Source organism: Micromonospora trifolii, assembly GCF_022229005.1.
Taxonomy (GTDB): domain Bacteria; phylum Actinomycetota; class Actinomycetes; order Mycobacteriales; family Micromonosporaceae; genus Micromonospora; species Micromonospora trifolii.
Genome location: NZ_JAKKFD010000003.1, coordinates 193207 through 211073 on the forward strand (window position 1 = coordinate 193207; position 17867 = coordinate 211073).

The 17867-nt window shown below is 71.5% G+C and carries 11 protein-coding genes; 2 read left to right on the forward strand and 9 right to left on the reverse strand.

What is annotated here, in order from left to right:
* Window positions 1-76: 76 nt before the first annotated feature.
* Window positions 77-2599: a Tex family protein gene (locus tag NIE79_RS03565; RefSeq protein ID WP_238677172.1), complete on the reverse strand. Its 2523-nt coding sequence runs from the start codon at window positions 2597-2599 to the stop codon at window positions 77-79.
* Between the two features lie 154 nt (window positions 2600-2753).
* On the opposite strand from NIE79_RS03565, the gene NIE79_RS03570 reads away from it, so the two are divergent.
* A complete protein-coding gene (locus NIE79_RS03570; RefSeq protein WP_238677173.1) occupies window positions 2754-4265 on the forward strand; it encodes a deoxyguanosinetriphosphate triphosphohydrolase family protein in 1512 nt (503 codons plus the stop codon).
* A 40-nt stretch (window positions 4266-4305) separates the two neighbouring features.
* Here NIE79_RS03570 and NIE79_RS03575 read toward each other — a convergent pair whose 3' ends face one another.
* The 7 genes from NIE79_RS03575 to NIE79_RS03605 form a co-directional block, all read right to left on the reverse strand.
* Window positions 4306-5466, reverse strand: coding sequence for an MBL fold metallo-hydrolase (locus NIE79_RS03575; RefSeq protein WP_238677174.1), 1161 nt, complete (start codon window positions 5464-5466; stop codon window positions 4306-4308).
* 124 nt (window positions 5467-5590) lie between these two features.
* On the reverse strand, window positions 5591-6595 hold the full coding sequence (locus NIE79_RS03580; RefSeq protein WP_238677175.1) for a serine hydrolase: 1005 nt from the start codon (window positions 6593-6595) through the stop codon (window positions 5591-5593).
* A gap of 112 nt (window positions 6596-6707) precedes the next feature.
* The gene (locus NIE79_RS03585) at window positions 6708-7628 is read right to left on the reverse strand and encodes an SDR family NAD(P)-dependent oxidoreductase (RefSeq protein ID WP_238677176.1); all 921 of its coding nucleotides are present in this window, start codon (window positions 7626-7628) and stop codon (window positions 6708-6710) included.
* A gap of 114 nt (window positions 7629-7742) precedes the next feature.
* A complete protein-coding gene (locus NIE79_RS03590; RefSeq protein WP_238677273.1) occupies window positions 7743-8927 on the reverse strand; it encodes a zinc-dependent alcohol dehydrogenase in 1185 nt (394 codons plus the stop codon).
* A gap of 416 nt (window positions 8928-9343) precedes the next feature.
* Entirely contained in the window at window positions 9344-10108 is a 765-nt protein-coding gene (locus tag NIE79_RS03595) for a succinate dehydrogenase/fumarate reductase iron-sulfur subunit (RefSeq protein ID WP_238677177.1), read from the reverse strand.
* Complete coding sequence (locus tag NIE79_RS03600; RefSeq protein ID WP_238677178.1) at window positions 10105-12042, reverse strand: fumarate reductase/succinate dehydrogenase flavoprotein subunit; 1938 nt, start codon at window positions 12040-12042, stop codon at window positions 10105-10107. Before NIE79_RS03600 ends, NIE79_RS03595 begins: the two co-directional genes overlap by 4 nt.
* A 1-nt stretch (window position 12043) precedes the next feature.
* Window positions 12044-12727, reverse strand: coding sequence for a succinate dehydrogenase cytochrome b subunit (locus NIE79_RS03605; RefSeq protein ID WP_084597936.1), 684 nt, complete (start codon window positions 12725-12727; stop codon window positions 12044-12046).
* A gap of 83 nt (window positions 12728-12810) precedes the next feature.
* On the opposite strand from NIE79_RS03605, the gene NIE79_RS03610 reads away from it, so the two are divergent.
* Window positions 12811-13743 (forward strand): LysR family transcriptional regulator, encoded by a 933-nt coding sequence (locus NIE79_RS03610; protein ID WP_238677179.1) that lies wholly within the window; start codon window positions 12811-12813, stop codon window positions 13741-13743.
* A 55-nt stretch (window positions 13744-13798) separates the two neighbouring features.
* Here the strand turns inward: NIE79_RS03610 and hrpA are convergent, their stop codons facing one another.
* Window positions 13799-17857, reverse strand: coding sequence for an ATP-dependent RNA helicase HrpA (gene hrpA, locus NIE79_RS03615; RefSeq protein WP_238677180.1), 4059 nt, complete (start codon window positions 17855-17857; stop codon window positions 13799-13801).
* Window positions 17858-17867 lie beyond the last annotated feature (10 nt).

Sequence of the window (17867 nt, forward strand, 5' to 3'; positions counted from 1 at the left end):
CGTGAGACGGGCGGTTTGTCACCCACCACAACTCCATGATCGACGGGACGGCGCGGGGTTGAGGTGCTGGACGGGGTCAGGCCAGTCCGGCGCGGCGCAGGGCTTCCGCCATCGCGTCGTTGGCCGGCGCCGGTGCGCCCTGCCGCTGCTGCCCGCCGCGGCGACCGCCCTGGCCTTCGCGACCACCCTGCCCGCCGCCGCGACCGTCCTGCCCGCTGCGACCACCCTGCCCGCCGCCGCGACTGTCCTGCCCGCTGCGACCGCCCTGGCCTTCGCGACCACCCTGCCCGCCGCCGCGACCGGCCTGGCCTTCGCGACCGCCCTGGCCGCCGCCACGACCCCCCTGCGGCGCGCGCTGCGCCGGGCCGCCACGCCCCTCCTGGTCGGTCCGGCTACCACCACCGCCGGCCGTGGGCTCGTCGTCCAGGCGCAGGGTCAGCGAGATCCGCTTGCGGGGTACGTCCACGTCGAGCACCCGGACCTTGACCACGTCGCCGGACTTCACCACCTCGCGGGGGTCCTTCACGAAGGTCCGGGACATCGCCGAGACGTGCACCAGACCGTCCTGGTGCACCCCGACGTCGACGAACGCGCCGAACGCGGCCACGTTGGTGACAACGCCCTCCAGCACCATCCCCGGCGTCAGGTCGCTGATCTTCTCCACCCCCTCGACGAAGGTGGCGGTGCGGAACTCCGGGCGGGGATCCCGGCCCGGCTTCTCCAACTCGGCGAGGATGTCGGTGACGGTGGGGAGGCCGAACCGGTCGTCGACGAAGTCGGTGGCCCGCAGCCCGCGCAGGATGCCGCTCTTGCCGATCACCGAGCGCAGGTCCTGCCCGGTGGTGGAGAGGATCCGGCGCACCACCGGGTACGCCTCGGGGTGCACGCTGGAGGAGTCCAGCGGGTCGTCGCCGTCCGGGATGCGCAGGAAGCCGGCGCACTGCTCGAACGCCTTCGGCCCGAGCCGGGCCACCTTCTTCAGCTCGGTACGCGAGCGGAACGGTCCGTTGGCGTCCCGGTGCAGCACGATGTTCTCGGCCAGACCGGCGCCGATCCCGGAGACCCGGGTCAGCAGCGGCGCGGAGGCGGTGTTGACGTCCACCCCGACCGCGTTCACGCAGTCCTCCACCACCGCGTCCAGCGACCGGGACAGCTTCACCTCGGACAGGTCGTGCTGGTACTGGCCGACACCGATCGAACGCGGGTCGATCTTGACCAGCTCCGCGAGGGGGTCCTGGAGGCGGCGGGCGATGGAGACCGCGCCGCGTAGCGACACGTCCATCCCGGGCAGCTCCTGCGAGGCGTACGCGGAGGCGGAGTAGACCGACGCGCCGGCCTCGGAGACCATCACCTTGGTCAGGTTGAGCTGCGGGTGCCGGGCGATCAGATCAGCGGCGAGCTTGTCGGTCTCGCGGGAGGCGGTGCCGTTGCCGATAGCGATCAGCTCCACCCCGTGCGCCCCGGCCAGCCGGGCGAGGGTCTCCACCGACGCGTCCCACTGCCGGCGCGGCTCGTGCGGATAGATCGTGTCGGTGGCGAGCACCTTGCCGGTGGCGTCCACCACTGCCACCTTCACACCGGTCCGCAAACCCGGGTCCAGGCCCATTGTGGGTCGGGTGCCGGCCGGCGCGGCGAGCAGCAGGTCCCGCAGGTTGGTGGCGAAGACCCGGACGGCCTCCTCCTCGGCCGCCTGCCACAGCCGCATCCGCAGGTCCGCGCCGAGGTGGATGAGGATCCGGGTACGCCACGCCCAGCGGACCGTGTCGGTCAGCCAACGATCGGCCGGACGACCCGCGTCGGACACCCCGAACCGGCCGGCGATGGCCGCCTCGTAGCGGGTCGGGCCGGTCGGTGCGGCGGCCGCCTCGCCCGCCTCCTCCGACTCCATCGTCAGGTCGAGCACGCCCTCCTTCTCGCCTCGGAACATCGCCAGGATCCGGTGCGAGGGCAGCTTCGGGTACGGCTCGGAGAAGTCGAAGTAGTCGGCGAACTTGGCGCCGGCCGCTTCCTGACCCTCGCGTACCCGGGAAACCAGCCGGCCCCGCGACCACATCTGCTCGCGCAGCGTGCCGATCAGGTCGGCGTCCTCCGCGAAGGTCTCGATGAGGATCGCCCGCGCGCCCTCCAGCGCGGCGGCGGTGTCGGCGACGCCCTTCTCCTCGTCGACGAACCCGGCGGCGGTGGCCCGCGGGTCCTGTCCCGGATCGGCCAGCAGCGTCTCGGCCAACGGGGCCAACCCGGCCTCGCGGGCGATCTGCGCCCGGGTCCGCCGCTTCGGCTTGTACGGGAGGTAGATGTCCTCCAGCCGGGACTTCGAGTCGGCGGCCATGATCTGCGCTTCCAGGGCCTCGTCCAACTTGCCCTGCCCGCGGATCGACTCCAGCACCGCGGCCCGCCGCTCGTCCAGCTCGCGCAGGTAGCGCAGCCGCTCCTCCAGGGTGCGCAGCTGGGTGTCGTCGAGCAGGCCGGTGGCCTCCTTGCGGTAGCGGGCGATGAACGGCACTGTGGCGCCGCCGTCGAGCAGCTCCACGGCCGCCCGCACCTGACGCTCGGCCACGCCGAGCTCGTCGGCGATCCGCTGATGAACAGACTGGGTCACGATCTCGATCCGCCTTCGGGAGTGGGTACGCCTGCATTCTGCCGGGCCGGCCGGGGCGCTGTCGCCGCGCCCGGCCGGAGCGGAGGACCGAACCACCGGGCCGGGCCGGGGTGACCGGCGGCGGTCCCGTCGGGCCTGCGCTAGCGTTGCGATCATGGAATCTGCTGCGGAGCCGCGCGCCCGGCGGCTCTTCGGCGGCAGCGCCCGGGCCCTCGGCGACCTCACGGCCAACCCGTTCCGCGCCGACCGGGACCGGATCGTCGGCTCGCCGTTCTTCGCCCGCCTCGGCGGCGTCACCCAGGTGATCAGTCCGGTCGGCTCCGGGCTGCTGGTGCACAACCGGCTCACCCACAGCCTCAAGGTCGCCCAGGTGGCCCGGGCGGTCGCCGAGCGGTTGGGCGCCGACGAACGGTGGCGTGACCTGCTGGACAAGCTTGGCGGCTGCGACGCCGACGTGGTGGAGGCGGCGGCACTCGCCCACGACCTCGGCCACCCACCGTTCGGGCACCTGGGGGAGCGGGTGCTGGACCGGCTGGCCCGCCAGCGCCTCGGCCTCTCCGACGGTTTCGAGGGCAACGCGCAGTCGTACCGGATCGTCACCAGCACCGAGATCCGCGGCGCGGCCACCACCGGGCTGGACCTGACCGCGGCGGTCCGCGCGGCCATGCTGAAGTACCCGTGGACCCGCCTGGACCACCCCGACCCGCACCCGCGCACCATGGACCCGCCGCCGCGCGGCGCCACCCCGCCGCCGGACGACCCGGAGAGCGGCTCGTCGAAGTTCGGCGCGTACCGGACCGAGCTGGACGACCTGCGGCAGGCCCGGGCACCGTTCGCCGGTCGCATCCCGGACTGGCAGCAGACAGTCGAGGCGTCCGTGATGGACACCGCCGACGACATCGCGTACGCCATCCACGACGTGGAGGACTTCTACCGGGTCGGGGTGCTCCAACAGGGTTCGGTCTCCGCGGAGTTGATGGCCTGGCAGCGCGAGAGCGGGCAGCTGCGGGCGATCACCGACGCGGCGCTGGCCACCGCGGCCCGGCGGCCCGGGGCGGCGATCGAGCGGCTACGCCGGCAACTGCACCGCAAGGACGCCTGGATCGCCGACGACGACGCGTTCGCCGCCGCCGTCGAACACGTCCGCGAGGAGTTGGTGGACGGGCTGCTCGCGATGCCGTTCGACGGCTCGATCGAGGCCGAGCAGTACGTGGCCCGGTTCTCCGCCCGCTGGTCCACCCGCTTCGTCGAGGCGATCACGGTCACCGAGCAGCCGTCGGTGCGCTCCGGGCACGTGCTGCTGGGCTGCGCGCAGTGGCACGAGGTGCAGGTGCTCAAGTTCGTCCACCACCGGTTCGTGCTGGCCCGCCCGGACCTCGCCCTGCACCAGCGCGGCCAGGCCCGGCTGCTGGGCACCCTGGTCGAGGCGCTCTGGGAGTGGCTGCTCGACCCGGAGGAGGAGTCCCGGCTGCCCCGCCGGCTGCACGACCTGGTCGAGCTGGCCGAGGCGGAGCTGCACCCGCGTACCCCGGACCGGATCGGTCGCGCCCGGGGCCGAGCCATCGTGGACTTCGTCGCGCAGCTCACCGACGGCCAGGCGGTGGCCATGCTGGACGCGCTCTCCGGCCGGTCCGGCGCGCTCTGGACCGACGCGTTCGTGCTCTGACCCGGCCCACCTCTGACCCGCCGTCGGGCGACGGCCTGACTCAGGCGACTGCCTGCCACCAGCCGTCGACGGCGGGCGGCTCGTCGACCACCACCCGCTCGCCCGGCCGGGGCACCGCGAGCCGCACGTCGCGGGCCTTCGCCTCGGCCCACAGCCGGTCGACCGGCTCGGACCAGTCGTGCAGGGCCAGGTTGAACGTCGCCCAGTGCACCGGCAGGAACAGTCCGCCGCGCAGGTCGAGGTGGGCGCTGACCGCCTCCTCGGGGAACATGTGGATCGTCGGCCAGGCCCTGTCGTACGCGCCGATCTGCATCAGCGTCACGTCGAACGGCCCGTGCTCGGCGCCGATCTCCGCGTACCCGTCGAAGTAGCCGGAGTCGCCGGTGTAGAAGACCTTGCGGCGCGCCCCGGCCACCACCCACGAGCTCCAGAGCGTGCCGTCGCGGCGCAGCCCGCGTCCGGAGAAGTGCTGAGCGGCGGTGGCGGTGATCTCCAGGCCGGCCACCTGGTGCGACTCGGACCAGTCCAGTTCGATGATCCGTTCGGCGGGTACGCCCCAGCGGTCCAGGTGCGCGCCCACGCCGAGCGGCACCAAAAACGGCGCGGACTGCCCGGCGAGCAGCGCCCGCACGGTGGCCATGTCGAGGTGGTCGTAGTGGTCGTGCGAGATCAGGATGGCGTCCAGCGGGGGCAGCTCGTCGATGCCGACCGGTGGCTCGTGCAGCCGGCGCGGGCCGACCAGACCCGACGGGGAGCACCTGTCGCTCCAGACCGGGTCGAGCAGCACCCGCCGACCCTCGATCTCGATCAGGGTCGAGGCGTGGCCGTACCAGACGATGTTCAGCTCGTCGGTGGCCGTTGGCCCCCCGTCGGGCCCGGGCGGCGTGGAGGCGCTGGGACGCAGCAGCGGCACGGGCGCCGTGGGTCGCCGCTTCTGCTTGCCGAAGATCAGCTCGCGGACCAGGTTGCGCCCCGGCTCGGCGATCATCGTGCGGGTGCCGGCCCGGTTGTGGAAGGTGCCCTCGCGAAACTGCGGCGAGCGGGCTGCCCGTTCGGCCCGCGCCCCGCTGAGCCGGCCGCCCAGCGCCGCCGGCACATCCCGGGCGACCCAGGCCAGGCCAGCCAGCGCGGCCAGGCCGGCGGCGCCCCGCATCCGCCGCCCGAGCGACCGTTCGACGTCCGTGTTCTGCGCTCGTGCCATTGCCGTCCCTCCGACGTGTCCGCCCTACACGGTAGTCACCCGGACCGACCCGTGCCTCGGTGGTCGCCACGCCGGGTCGGTCGCCGGCAGCGGCGACCGACCCGGGAGGGAGTTTCGGGGTGCCCTAGCCGCCGTTGCTGGGACGTCGGGCGGTGATCCGGAACGTCTTGCCCACGCCCGCGATCCGATCCACAGCGGCCAGGAACTTCGGGCCCATGGCGGCCCGGGCCTGCACCGCCGGGTGGGTCGCGCCGAAGTCCTCCGGGTTGGCCTGCCCGTCGGCGAAGAGGGCGTAGGTGAGCACCGCCGCGCCGGAGCGGTCGAAGATCACACCGGCCTCGTGCCGGGCGTCACCGAACCAGCCGGCCTTGGTGGCGATCCGGGCCCGCTCGTCGGAGGACATGGTGCGCCGGATGCCGTCGGTGAACGCCACCGGGGAGCGCAGGATGCCCAACAGGTACGTCGTCGAGGCGGGGGAGAGCAGCGTGCCAGCGACCAGGGCGCGCAGCAGGTCGTGCGTCTCCCGGGGGGTGCTGGTGCCGAGGAAGAACCGGTTCGGGTTGGCCACCGGCTGAACCTGGGTGTTCGGGAAGCCCTTGGCGACCAGGATGGAGTTGATCTCGGCCGCCGGGGCGACCAGCCCGCACAGCCGTACCGCCGTGTCGTCCGAGACGGTCAGCAGGTTGGCCAGCACGTGCCCGATGGTCACCAGGCTCGGGTACGCGCCGTCCAGGCTGAAGATGCCGTCGCCGCCCGGTACGACGATCGCGGCGCTCACCTCGACCTGCTGGTCCAGGGTGAGCAGCCCCCGGTCGACCTTGTCGAGCACCGCCGTCGCGACGGCGATCTTGTTGACGCTGTACGCCTCGATCCGCTGGTCCGCGTCAGCCTCCACCGCTACCACCGGCGCACCGGCCGGGTCGGCGACGCTGACGTACGCCTGCCAGTTGCCGCCGGCCGCAGCGCTGTGCTTGGTGAAGACGGAGGCGACCCGACGGGCGGCCCGAGCGGGAGTGGTCGGCGACGCCTCGGTGGTCTCGGCGGCGCTCGCCGTGCCGGCGGCGCCCAGCACCGTACCGGCGGTGGCCACAGTGCCCAGTCCGAGTGCCGTCCTGCGGTTCAGTCGCATGGTCAATCGTCTCCCCGATCGTGGTGTGCCTGAGCGCTTGCTGGCCCACCACCCTAGGCGAGTTGATCGACGCACGATGCCCCCGAGTTTGTCCCGAACAGTTCCGAACAGGTCAGTCGAACCGTCGGCGCAGCGCGGCCCCGACCGGTCCGAACAGGAGTTTCCGCAGGTCGGGAACGTGACCGCCGCGTACCGCCTCGCCGGACGGGTTCGCGGCGAAGACCGAGCCGTCGTGCGCGGCGACTGACCGTCCACTCAGTCCCACCGCCCGCATCAACGGCCCGACGAGGACGTCGTAGACCCCCGGCAGCACTGTGAAGCCGGCCCGCAGCACCACGTTGAGCCGACCCACCGACACCTCCCGGTGGGGCCGGTCCACACAGTTCACGATGGCCCGGGCCACCCGCTGCGGGCCGGCGACCGGCGGCGGAGGTCGCCCGATCCGGCCCAGATAGTTGGCTGCCTGCTGGTACACGGGAGTGTCCACGCTGCCCGGGTTGACCAGGCACAGCCGGATCGCCGGGCTGTCGCGCAACTCCTGCTGCACCGTCCGGACCAGACCCTGCAACCCCCACTTGCTCGCCACGTACGCGCTCATGTACGGAGCGGTGATGTGCCCGAGCACCGAACCGGTGAGGATCACCGTGCCGGCCCCGTTGGCCCGGAAGTGCCGCAGCGCCACCCGCAACGAGCCGGCGGCGCCGAGCAGATCGGTCCGGACCACCTGGTCGAAGACCCGTTCCGGCAGCTCGTCGAAGCGACCGTAGGCCATCACCGCCGCCGTGTGCACCCACACGTCGATGCGGCCGAAGCGGTCGATCGCGGCACCCGCGAGCGCGTCCAGTGCGTCCGGCTCGGTCACGTCGGTCGGCACGGTCAGTACGTCGACGTCGGCGCACTCCGCGCGTACCTCGGCCAGGGTCGTGGTGGCGCGAGCGGCGAGGACCAGGCGGTCGCCGCGCTCGGCGAACGCCCGGGCCGTCGCCCGGCCGATCCCGCTGCTCGCGCCAACGATCACGACCACCCGGCTCACGGCACCGGCTGCAATCGTGACTGCGGGGCTCGCAACCCCGGCTCACTCCTCGCACTCATGGTGCCCGTTGCAATCGTGACTGCGGGGCTCGCAACCCCGGCTCACTCCTCGCACTCATGGTTCGAGGACGACCTTGATGCAGCCGTCCTCCTTCTTCTGGAACATCTCGTACGCCTGCGGTGCACGGGCCAGCGGCAACCGGTGGGTACGCAGGTCCTCCACGCCCAGCGGGTCGTCGTCGCCGGAGAGCAGCGGCAGGATCTCGTCGGTCCACCGGCGCACGTGACACTGCCCCATCCGCAGCTGGATGCCACGGTCGAACATCTCCATCAACGGCATCGGGTCCGCCTCGCCGCCGTACACCCCGGAGAGCGACACGGTGCCGCCGCGGCGAACCCCCTTGAGCGCGGCGTGCAGGACTGACAGCCGGTCCACGCCCGCCCGGTCGGTCATCGTCTGGGCCAGCTTGTCCGGCAGCAACCCGGCGGCGGTCTGGGCCAACTTCCCCGCTGGCGAACCGTGCGCCTCCATCCCGACCGCGTCGATCACCGCGTCCGGGCCGCGCCCGTCGACCAGGTCGATCAAGGCGCCCGGCACGTCGGACAGCTGGCTCACGTCGAGCACCTCGATGCCGTGCCGGCGGGCCAGCTCCAGCCGCTCGGGCACCAGGTCCAGCCCGATCACCCGGCCGGCGCCGAGGTGGCGGCCGATCCGCGCGCAGAACTGCCCGACCGGACCCAGGCCGAAGACGGCCAGGGTGCCGCCTCGCGGGGTGTCCGCGTACTTCACCGCCTGCCAGGCGGTGGGCAGAATGTCGGACAGGTAGAGGTAACGCTCGTCCGCTCCGGTCTGCGGGATCTTGATCGGCCCGAAGTGGGCCTGCGGGACGCGCAGGTACTCGGCCTGCCCGCCCGGCACCGACCCGTAGAGCGAGGTGTAGCCGAACAGGGACGCGCCCTTGCCCTCGCTGGTGACCTGGGTGGTCTCGCACTGCGCGTACAGCTGGCGCTGACACATCCAGCAACTGCCGCAGGCGATGTTGAACGGCACCACCACCCGGTCGCCCGGCTTGAGCCCGGTCACCTCCGACCCGACCTCCTCGACGATGCCCATCGGCTCGTGACCCAGGACGTCACCCGGCTTCAGGTACGGCCCGAGCACCTCGTACAGGTGCAGGTCGGAACCGCAGATCGCGGTCGAGGTGATCTTCACGATCGCGTCGGTCGGCTCCTCGATGCGAGGGTCCGGAACCTCCTCGACCCGTACGTCTCGCTTGCCCTGCCAGGTGAGCGCCTTCATGTCCCTCATCCCTTCTCACTGCCGTCTCGGAAGACTGCTACCCGGGCATGGGCACTTGAACCGGCCGCTCGACCCCCGGCCTCCGGCCCATCTGGGCCGAGATCGAGTTGATCCACTCGGGTTCCTTGAAGTCGCGGTGTCCGAGGCCCGTCAAAGGGCCGACTTCCTGAAACGCGAGTGGATCATGGGATGTGGGTCAGGCGGGGCGCGACGCGTGAGGCGAGGGGTCGGGGCTGGGGCGACCATCCCCGGCGCAGGGATCAGGCCTGACCGCCCGGAGCCGGGGACTGTCGTCCCAGCCCTCACCGCAAGCAGAGACCAGCACAACCAAAGCCCGGAGCCCGGAGCCCGGAGCCCGGGAAAGCCAGACCGCCGTACCCCCGGAAAGCGGGATACGGCGGTCGGTGCGGCGGACCTCAGGAACCGGGGGTGTTGTTGGCTCCCTTGGCGGTGGCCGCGAGGTAGTCGCGGTTGAGCCGGCCGATGGTGTTCAGCGGGATGCCCTTCGGGCAGGCGGGGGTGCATTCGCCGGCGTTGGTGCAGCCGCCGAAGCCGGCCTCGTCGTGCGCGTCGACCATGCCGATCACCCGGGTGTAGCGCTCGGGCTGGCCCTGGGGCAGCAGCGAGAGCTGGGTGAGCTTGGCGGCGGTGAAGAGCATGCCGGAGCCGTTCGGGCAGGCTGCCACGCAGGCCCCGCAGCCGATGCAGGCCGCGGACTCGAAGGCGGCGTCGGCGTTGGCCTTGGCCACCGGGGTGGAGTGGGCCTCGGGCGCGCTGCCGGTCGGCGCGGTGACGTAACCGCCAGCCGCGATGATCTTGTCGAACGCGCTGCGGTTGACGACCAGGTCCTTGACGACCGGGAAGGCGCTGGCCCGCCACGGCTCGATGTCGATCGTCTCGCCGTCGGTGAACTGCCGCATGTGCAGCTGGCACGCGGTGGTGCCGCGCTGCGGCCCGTGCGCGTCGCCGTTGATCATCAGGCCGCACATGCCGCAGATGCCCTCGCGGCAGTCGTGGTCGAACGCCACCGGGTCCTCGCCAGCGAGGATCAGCCGCTCGTTGAGTACGTCGAGCATCTCCAGGAATGACATGTCCGGGGACACGTCGTCGACCGGGTAGGTCACCATCCGACCCTTGTCCTCAGGGCCCTTCTGGCGCCAGATGCGCAGGGTCAGGTTCACTTGTAGCTCCGCTGCGTGGGGTGGACGTATTCGAAATTCAGGTCTTCCTTGTGCAGCACCGAGGGCTCGCCGTCAGCGGTGAACTCCCAGGCCGCCACGTACGCGAACCGGTCGTCGTCGCGCTGCGCCTCACCGTCGGGGGTCTGGTGCTCGGCCCGGAAGTGGCCGCCGCAGGACTCCTCGCGGTGCAGGGCGTCGATGCACATCAGCTCGGCCAGCTCGAAGAAGTCGGCCACCCGGCCGGCCTTCTCCAGTGACTGGTTGAGTTCCTCGCCGGTGCCGGACACCTTGACCCGCTGCCAGAACTGCTCGCGCAGGGCGCGGATCTCGTCGATCGCCTTGCGCAGCCCGGCCTCGCTGCGCTCCATGCCGCAGTGTTCCCACATGATCTGGCCCAGTTCCCGGTGGAACGAGTCCACGGTCCGGTCGCCGTCGACGGCAAGCAGCCGCTGGACGCGGTCCTCGACGTCGGTGCGCGCCTCGACGGCCGCCGGGTGGCTGGCGTCGACCTTCTCCAGCGGACCGGAGGCCAGGTAGTTGGCGATGGTGGTGGGCAGCACGAAGTAGCCGTCGGCGAGGCCCTGCATCAGCGCCGAGGCGCCGAGCCGGTTCGCGCCGTGGTCGGAGAAGTTCGCCTCGCCGATCACGAACAGGCCGGGGATGTTCGACTGGAGGTCGTAGTCGACCCACAGGCCGCCCATCGTGTAGTGCACGGCGGGGTAGATGCGCATCGGCACCTCGTAGGGGTCCTCGCCGGTGATCCGCTCGTACATCTCGAAGAGGTTGCCGTACTTGGCCTCGATGGCCTTGCGGCCGAGCCGGCCGATCGCGTCGGCGAAGTCGAGGTAGACGCCGAGCTTCGTGGGCCCGACGCCCCGACCCTCGTCGCACACGTTCTTCGCGGCGCGGGAGGCGATGTCGCGGGGGACCAGGTTGCCGAAGGAGGGGTAGATCCGCTCCAGGTAGTAGTCCCGCTCGTCCTCGCCGATGTCCTTCGGGCTGCGGTCGTCACCCTTGGTCTTCGGCACCCAGACCCGGCCGTCGTTGCGCAGCGACTCGCTCATCAGGGTCAGCTTCGACTGGTGGTCGCCGGAGACCGGGATGCAGGTCGGGTGGATCTGCGTGTAGCACGGGTTGGCGAAGTACGCGCCCTTGCGGTGCGCGCGCCAGGTGGCGGTGACGTTGCAGCCCTTGGCGTTGGTGGAGAGGTAGAAGACGTTGCCGTAGCCGCCGGAGGCGAGCACGACGGCGTCGGCCATCTCGGTGCTGATCTCGCCGGTGACCAGGTCCCGGACCACGATGCCGCGGGCCTTGTCGTCGATGAGGACCAGCTCCAGCATCTCGTGCCGGGTGTTCATCTCCACGTTGCCCAGGCCGATCTGCCGCTCCAGCGCCTGGTACGCGCCGAGCAGCAACTGCTGGCCCGTCTGGCCCCGGGCGTAGAAGGTGCGCTGCACCTGGGCGCCACCGAAGGAGCGGGTGTCCAGCAGGCCGCCGTACTCGCGGGCGAACGGCACCCCCTGGGCGACGCACTGGTCGATGATGTTGACCGACACCTCGGCGAGCCGGTGCACGTTCGACTCCCGGGAACGGAAGTCGCCGCCCTTGACGGTGTCGTAGAAGAGCCGGTGCACGGAGTCGCCGTCGTTGCGGTAGTTCTTCGCCGCGTTGATGCCGCCCTGTGCCGCGATGGAGTGCGCCCGGCGCGGGCTGTCCTGGTAGCAGTAGGACTTGACGTGGTAGCCCTGCTCGGCCAGGGTCGCGGCGGCGGAGCCGCCGGCCAGGCCGGTGCCGACCACGATCACCGTCATCTTGCGGCGGTTGGCGGGGTTGACCAGCTTGGCCTCGAAGCGCCGGGTCTCCCAACGCTTCTCGACCGGGCCGGCGGGAGCCTTGGTGTCGGCGATCGCGTCGCCCTCGGTGAAGAGTTCCATGTCAGGACACCAATCCGGTGAGTACGGCGAACGGGACCACCAGGTACCCGGCGCAGAGCAGCACAGCGAAGATCAGAGCCGCGGTACGCGCCCTGCGCTCGCCGCGCGGTGTCTGCTGGCCGAGGCTGCGGAACGCGCTGAACGCGCCGTGGCGCAGGTGGAAGCCCACCGCGAGGATGGCCAGCGTGTAGAAGAGCGTGACGTACCAGCGCTCCGGGGCGAAGTCGGCGACGACGTTGCCGTACGGCTTGCTGGCGTCACCGACCGGGTTCAGCGTGCCGGTGGTGAGGTCCAGCAGGTGGTAGATCACGAAGAGCAGGATGATCACTCCACCCCAGCGCATCGTGCGGGCCGCGTAGCTGCCGTTGACCTTCTTGCGGTGGGCGTACTTGACCGGGCGGGCGGCGCGGGCCCGCCGGGCCAGCACTGTGGCGGCCACGATGTGGGCGACGACCGCCACCACCAGCACGGTGCGCAGGATCCACAGGAACCAGACGCCGGGCAGCAGTGGCTTGCCGATGTCACGCAGCCAGTGCGCGTAGTGGTCGAACGAGGTCTCCCCCGTGAACACCTTCAGGTTGCCGAGCATGTGGGCGATGAGGAACAGCGCCAGCAGGATGCCCGTCACCGCCATGACGGCCTTGAGACCGACGTTCGAGCGGATGGGCGACCGAGTCTTCGTGATTACCACAGGTCCGACGCTAGGAGCACTTCGATCAGTCGTCCAATGCATCAAACTCGCAGTGTTGATAGCCGTAGGCTATGTAGATGCAGCTCCATCAGCTCCGGTACTTCGTCGCGGTGGCCGAAGTACGACATTTCACCCAAGCAGCCGACCTCGTGGGCATCACTCAGCCTTCTCTCAGTAAGCAAATTCACGCTCTGGAGGCCGACCTCGGAGCGCCACTTTTCGAGCGGGTAAGGGGCAACATCGCACTCACCGCGGCGGGCGAGGTGCTGCTGCCGTTGGCCACCCGGATCCTCGCCGACGTGGAGACCGCGACCCGGGAGGTCCAGGAGTTGGTCGGGCTGCGCCGGGGCCGGGTCCGGCTCGGGGCCACCCCCAGTCTGGCCACCTCGCTCGCCCCGCCGGTGCTGCGCCGCTTCCGCGACGCGCACCCCACCGTCGACCTGCGCGTCGAGGAAGGCGGCTCCCAGGACCTGGTCCGCAACCTCCTGCGCGGCGACCTCGACCTGGCCCTGATCATCATGCCGGCGCAGGGGGCCGACCCCGGGCTGCGGGTCGACCCGATCCTGCGCGAGAGCCTGGTGGTGGCCTCGGTGGGAGAGGTGGCGACCGCGTCGACGACCGGGGAGCTGCGCATCACCGACCTGCGGGACCAGCCGATGGTGATGTTCCGGGAGGGGTACGACCTGCGCGACGCGACCATCCAGGCGTGTCGGGAGGCGGGCTTCGAACCCACCTTCGCCGTGGACGGCGGCGAGATGGACGCGGTCCTCAGCTTCGTCGAGGCGGGGCTCGGCATCGCGCTCGTGCCCGGCATCGTGCTGGCCCGCCGGCCGGGCGTGCGGATCACCCCGCTCGCCCCGCCCGGCGTGCGGCGGACCATCGCGGTGGCCCGTCGGCGCGACGTCGTACCCACCCACGCCGGTCGGGAGCTTCGGCGCATCCTGCTCGACTACATCCAGTCGGCGATCGACCTCGGCGAACTGCCCCCCGGCGTCGAGCCACTGACCTGACCCCGGCCGGGGCCGCCGCCGTCGACGAGGCCGGCAGCGGCCCCGGCCGCCGGGCTCAGCGGCCTTCGGCGTCGTCCATCGCCCGGTAGATCCGCTGCTCGGAGACGGGGTACGGGGTGCCCAGCGCCTGGGCGAAGACGTTCACCCGCAGCTCCTCGATCATCCAGCGGATCTGTCGGACGGCCGTCTCCTGACGGCGGGCCGGCGGCAGGTTGGCGAGCAGGTTCGCGTACTCCTTCTGCACGACGGCGATCCGGTCCTGCTGCTGGCGGTCCCGCTGCGGGTTGCCGCCCAGCCGCTCCAGTCGACGCTCGATGGCGGTGAGGTAGCGCAGCAGGTCGGGCAGGCGCGCGTACCCGGTCTCGGTGATGAAACCGGCGTGCACCAGCCCGGCGAGCTGACTGCGGATGTCGGCCAGCGCCGCCACCACGGCGAGGTTGCGGGTCGCGCCGAGCCGCTGCTCGACGGCGTACGCGGCGGCGAGGACCTTGCGAACCCGGTCCATCACCTCCACGACGGTGTCGACCAGGTCGGCGCGGACCTTCTCGCGCAGGGCCGCGAAGCCGTCGGCGTCCCACGCCGGCCCGCCCGCCGCGCCGATCAGCCGGTCGATGGCCGCGCCCGCCGCGTCCTCGATCAGCTCCTGCACGCCGCCGTGCGGGTTGCGGCTCAACGCCAGCTTCGCCTCGTTGTCCAGCCGCCCCTGGAGGAACCGCGCCGGGGACGGCACTGTGAGCCGCAGCAGCCGGCGGGTGCCGGCCCAGTGCGCCGCCTCCGCCTCGGCCGGGGAGTCGAACACCCTCACCCCGACAGTGGCGCCCTCGTCGACCAGCGCCGGATACGCGGTGACCGCGTAACCGGCACGGACCTGCCCGAGGGTCCGGGGCAGCGTGCCGATGCTCCACTCGCGCAGCCCGGTGCGGGCCACCTCCGGTGCGGCGGCCGCCACCACCTGGCGTACCTCCTGACGGAGTTGGCGTTGCAGCGCCGGCAGGTCCTTGCCCTCGGCGACCGGCTTCTCGTCGTCGCCGAGGACCCGGAAGGTCACCCGCAGGTGCGCCGGGAGCTTGCCCGGCTCCCAGGCGTCGCGGGGCACTGTCACTCCGGTCATCCGGCGCAGTTGCCGGGTGAGCGCGTCCAGCAGCGACTCCTCGCCGGGAGTGATCGCCGCCAGGGCGGCCCGGGCGTAGTCCGGCACCGGGACGAAGTTGCGGCGGATCGCCTTGGGCAGCGAGCGGATCAGCGCGATCACCGTCTCCTCGCGCAGCCCCGGCACCTGCCAGTCGAAGGTCTCCACCGGCACCTGGTTGAGCAGCGGCAGCGGGATGTCCACTGTGACGCCGTCGTCCGGCGTGCCCGGCTCGAACCGGTAGGTCAGCGGCAGGCTCACCCCGTCGGCCTGCCACTCGTCCGGGTAGTCGTCCTCGTCCACCCCCGGCCGGCCGTCGTTGATCAGCAGGTCGCGGGTGAAGGTGAGCAGGTCGGGTTGCTCGCGGCGGGTCTTCTTCCACCAGCTGTCGAAGTGCCGGCCGGAGGACACGTCGGCTGGGATCCGCTGGTCGTAGAAGCCGAAGATGGTTTCGTCGTCGACCAGGATGTCCCGGCGGCGGGCCCTGCTCTCCAGCTCCTCGATTTCGGCGAGCAGCCGCTTGTTGTCCGCCCAGAACTGGTGGTGGGTCTGCCAGTCGCCCTCGACGAGGGCGTGCCGGATGAACAGCTCCCGGCTCAGCGTCGGGTCGATCCGTCCAAAGTTGACTTTGCGGGAGCTGACCAGCGGAACGCCGTACAGGGTGACCTTCTCGTAGGCCATCACCGCGGCCTGCTTCTTCTCCCAGTGCGGTTCGCTGTAGCTGCGCTTGATCAGGTGCTGCGCGAGCGGTTCGACCCACTCCGGCTCGACCCGGCCGGCGATGCGCCCCCACAGCCGGGAGGTCTCCACCAGTTCGGCGGCCATCACCCAGCGCGGCGGCTTCTTGAACAACGCCGACCCGGGGAAGAGCGCGAACTTCGCGCCCCGCGCCCCCAGGTACTCGTGTTTCTGGGCGTCCTTGAGGCCGATGTGCGACAACAGGCCGGGCAGCAGCGACTGGTGCACCTTCGGGGTGTCGATCTCCTCCGGCAGGTCCGTGCCACCCCGGCGGCCCCGGCCGGCGTCCGTGTCGTCCGAGCTGTCTCGCGCCGGCCGCCCGCCCCGCCGGTCGCCGTCGGAGGGGGTACGCAGCACCTGGCGCAGCTGGCTGACGATGTCCTGCCACTCGCGGATCCGCAGGTAGTTCAGGTACTCCGCCTTGCACATCCGGCGGAACGCGCTGGAGGAGAGCTCCCGCTGCTGCTCGCGAAGGTAGCGCCACAGGTTGAGGTAGGCGACGAAGTCCGACTCCTTGTCGGCGAACCGGGCGTGCGCCTGGTCCGCCTGGGCCTGCTTCTCCGCGGGCCGCTCCCGCGGGTCCTGGATGGAGAGCGCGGCGGCGATCACCAGCACCTCGGTGGCGGCGCCGTTGCGTTCGCCCTCGACCACCATCCGGGCCAGTCGCGGGTCGACAGGCAACTGGGCCAGCCGCCGGCCGAGCGCGGTGAGCCGCTTCGCCGGGTCGGCCTCGGTCGGGTCCAACGCGCCCAGCTCGTGCAGCAGGTTGACACCGTCGCTGATGTTGCGCTTGTCCGGTGGGTCGATGAACGGGAACGCGGCGAGGTCGCCGAGCCCGATCGCTGTCATCTGGAGGATGACCGACGCCAGGTTGGTCCGCAGGATCTCCGGGTCGGTGAACTCGGGACGGGACCCGAAATCCTGCTCGTCGTAGAGGCGGATGCAGATGCCGTCCGAGGTACGGCCACAGCGGCCCTTGCGCTGGTTGGCCGAGGCCTGGGAGACCGGCTCGATCGGCAGCCGCTGCACCTTGAGCCGGCTGGAGTAGCGGGAGATGCGGGCGGTACCCGGGTCCACCACGTACTTGATGCCGGGCACTGTCAGCGAGGTCTCCGCGACGTTGGTGGCGAGCACCACCCGGCGCGAGGAGTGCGCGGCGAAGACCCGGTGCTGCTCGGCGGAGGACAGCCGCGCGTACAGCGGCAGGATCTCGGTGCCGAGCAGCGTTCGCTTCGTCTGCACCAGCTTGCCCAGCGCGTCGGCGGTGTCCCGGATCTCCCGCTCGCCGCTGAGGAAGACCAGGATGTCGCCGGGGCCTTCGGCGGCCAACTCCTCGACGGCGTCGCCGATGGCCTGGATCTGGTCGCGGACGTTTTCCTCGTCGCCGTCCTCCTCGCCCTCGGCGAGCTCGACGAGGGGCCGGTAGCGCACCTCCACCGGGTAGGTGCGCCCCGAGACCTCGACCACCGGCGCGGGAACGCCATCGGGCTCGTCGGCGGTGGGCGGGCCGGCGAAGTGCCGGGCGAACCGATCGGTCTCGATGGTCGCCGAGGTGATGATCACCTTGAGGTCGGGTCGTCGGGGCAGCAGCTCCCGCAGGTACCCGAGGATGAAGTCGATGTTGAGGCTGCGCTCGTGTGCCTCATCGATGATCAGCGTGTCGTACTGGCGCAGCATCCGGTCGGTCTGCAACTCGGCCAGCAGGATGCCGTCGGTCATCAGCTTCACCAGGCTGCGCTCGCTGACCTGGTCGGTGAAGCGAACCTTGTAGCCGACCACGTCGCCCAACTCGGTGCCCAGCTCGTCGGCGATCCGGTCGGCCACCGTCCGGGCGGCCAACCGCCGGGGCTGGGTGTGCCCGATCAGGCCGTGCACCCCGCGCCCCAACTCCAGACAGATCTTGGGGATCTGGGTGGTCTTGCCGGAGCCGGTCTCGCCCGCCACGATCACCACCTGGTGATCGCGGATGGCGGCGGCGATGTCGTCCTTGCGCTCACTGACCGGCAAGCCCACCGGGTACGTGATCACGGGCACCGCCGCCTGCCGGGCGGCGAGGCGCTGCTCGGCCCGGACCACGTCGGCGGTTATCTCGGTCAGCGCCGCCTCCCGACGCTGCGGGTCGCGCAGCTTGCGGGCACCGTCCAGTCGCCGCTGGAGCCGGCGCTGGTCGCGGAACATCAGAGGTGTGAGGCGGCGGTGCAGCTCGCGAACGGGGTCGGACGCGACGGAGGCGGTTGGATTCTGCATGTCGTGCCCA

Coding starts and splice junctions, on each gene's coding strand:
- NIE79_RS03570 (WP_238677173.1), top strand. CDS start 2,754: ATGGAATCTGCTGCGGAGCCGCGCGCCCGGCGGCTCTTCGGCGGCAGC.
- NIE79_RS03575 (WP_238677174.1), bottom strand. CDS start 5,466: ATGGCACGAGCGCAGAACACGGACGTCGAACGGTCGCTCGGGCGGCGG.
- NIE79_RS03580 (WP_238677175.1), bottom strand. CDS start 6,595: ATGCGACTGAACCGCAGGACGGCACTCGGACTGGGCACTGTGGCCACC.
- NIE79_RS03590 (WP_238677273.1), bottom strand. CDS start 8,927: ATGAAGGCGCTCACCTGGCAGGGCAAGCGAGACGTACGGGTCGAGGAG.
- NIE79_RS03600 (WP_238677178.1), bottom strand. CDS start 12,042: ATGGAACTCTTCACCGAGGGCGACGCGATCGCCGACACCAAGGCTCCC.
- NIE79_RS03610 (WP_238677179.1), top strand. CDS start 12,811: ATGCAGCTCCATCAGCTCCGGTACTTCGTCGCGGTGGCCGAAGTACGA.
- hrpA (WP_238677180.1), bottom strand. CDS start 17,857: ATGCAGAATCCAACCGCCTCCGTCGCGTCCGACCCCGTTCGCGAGCTG.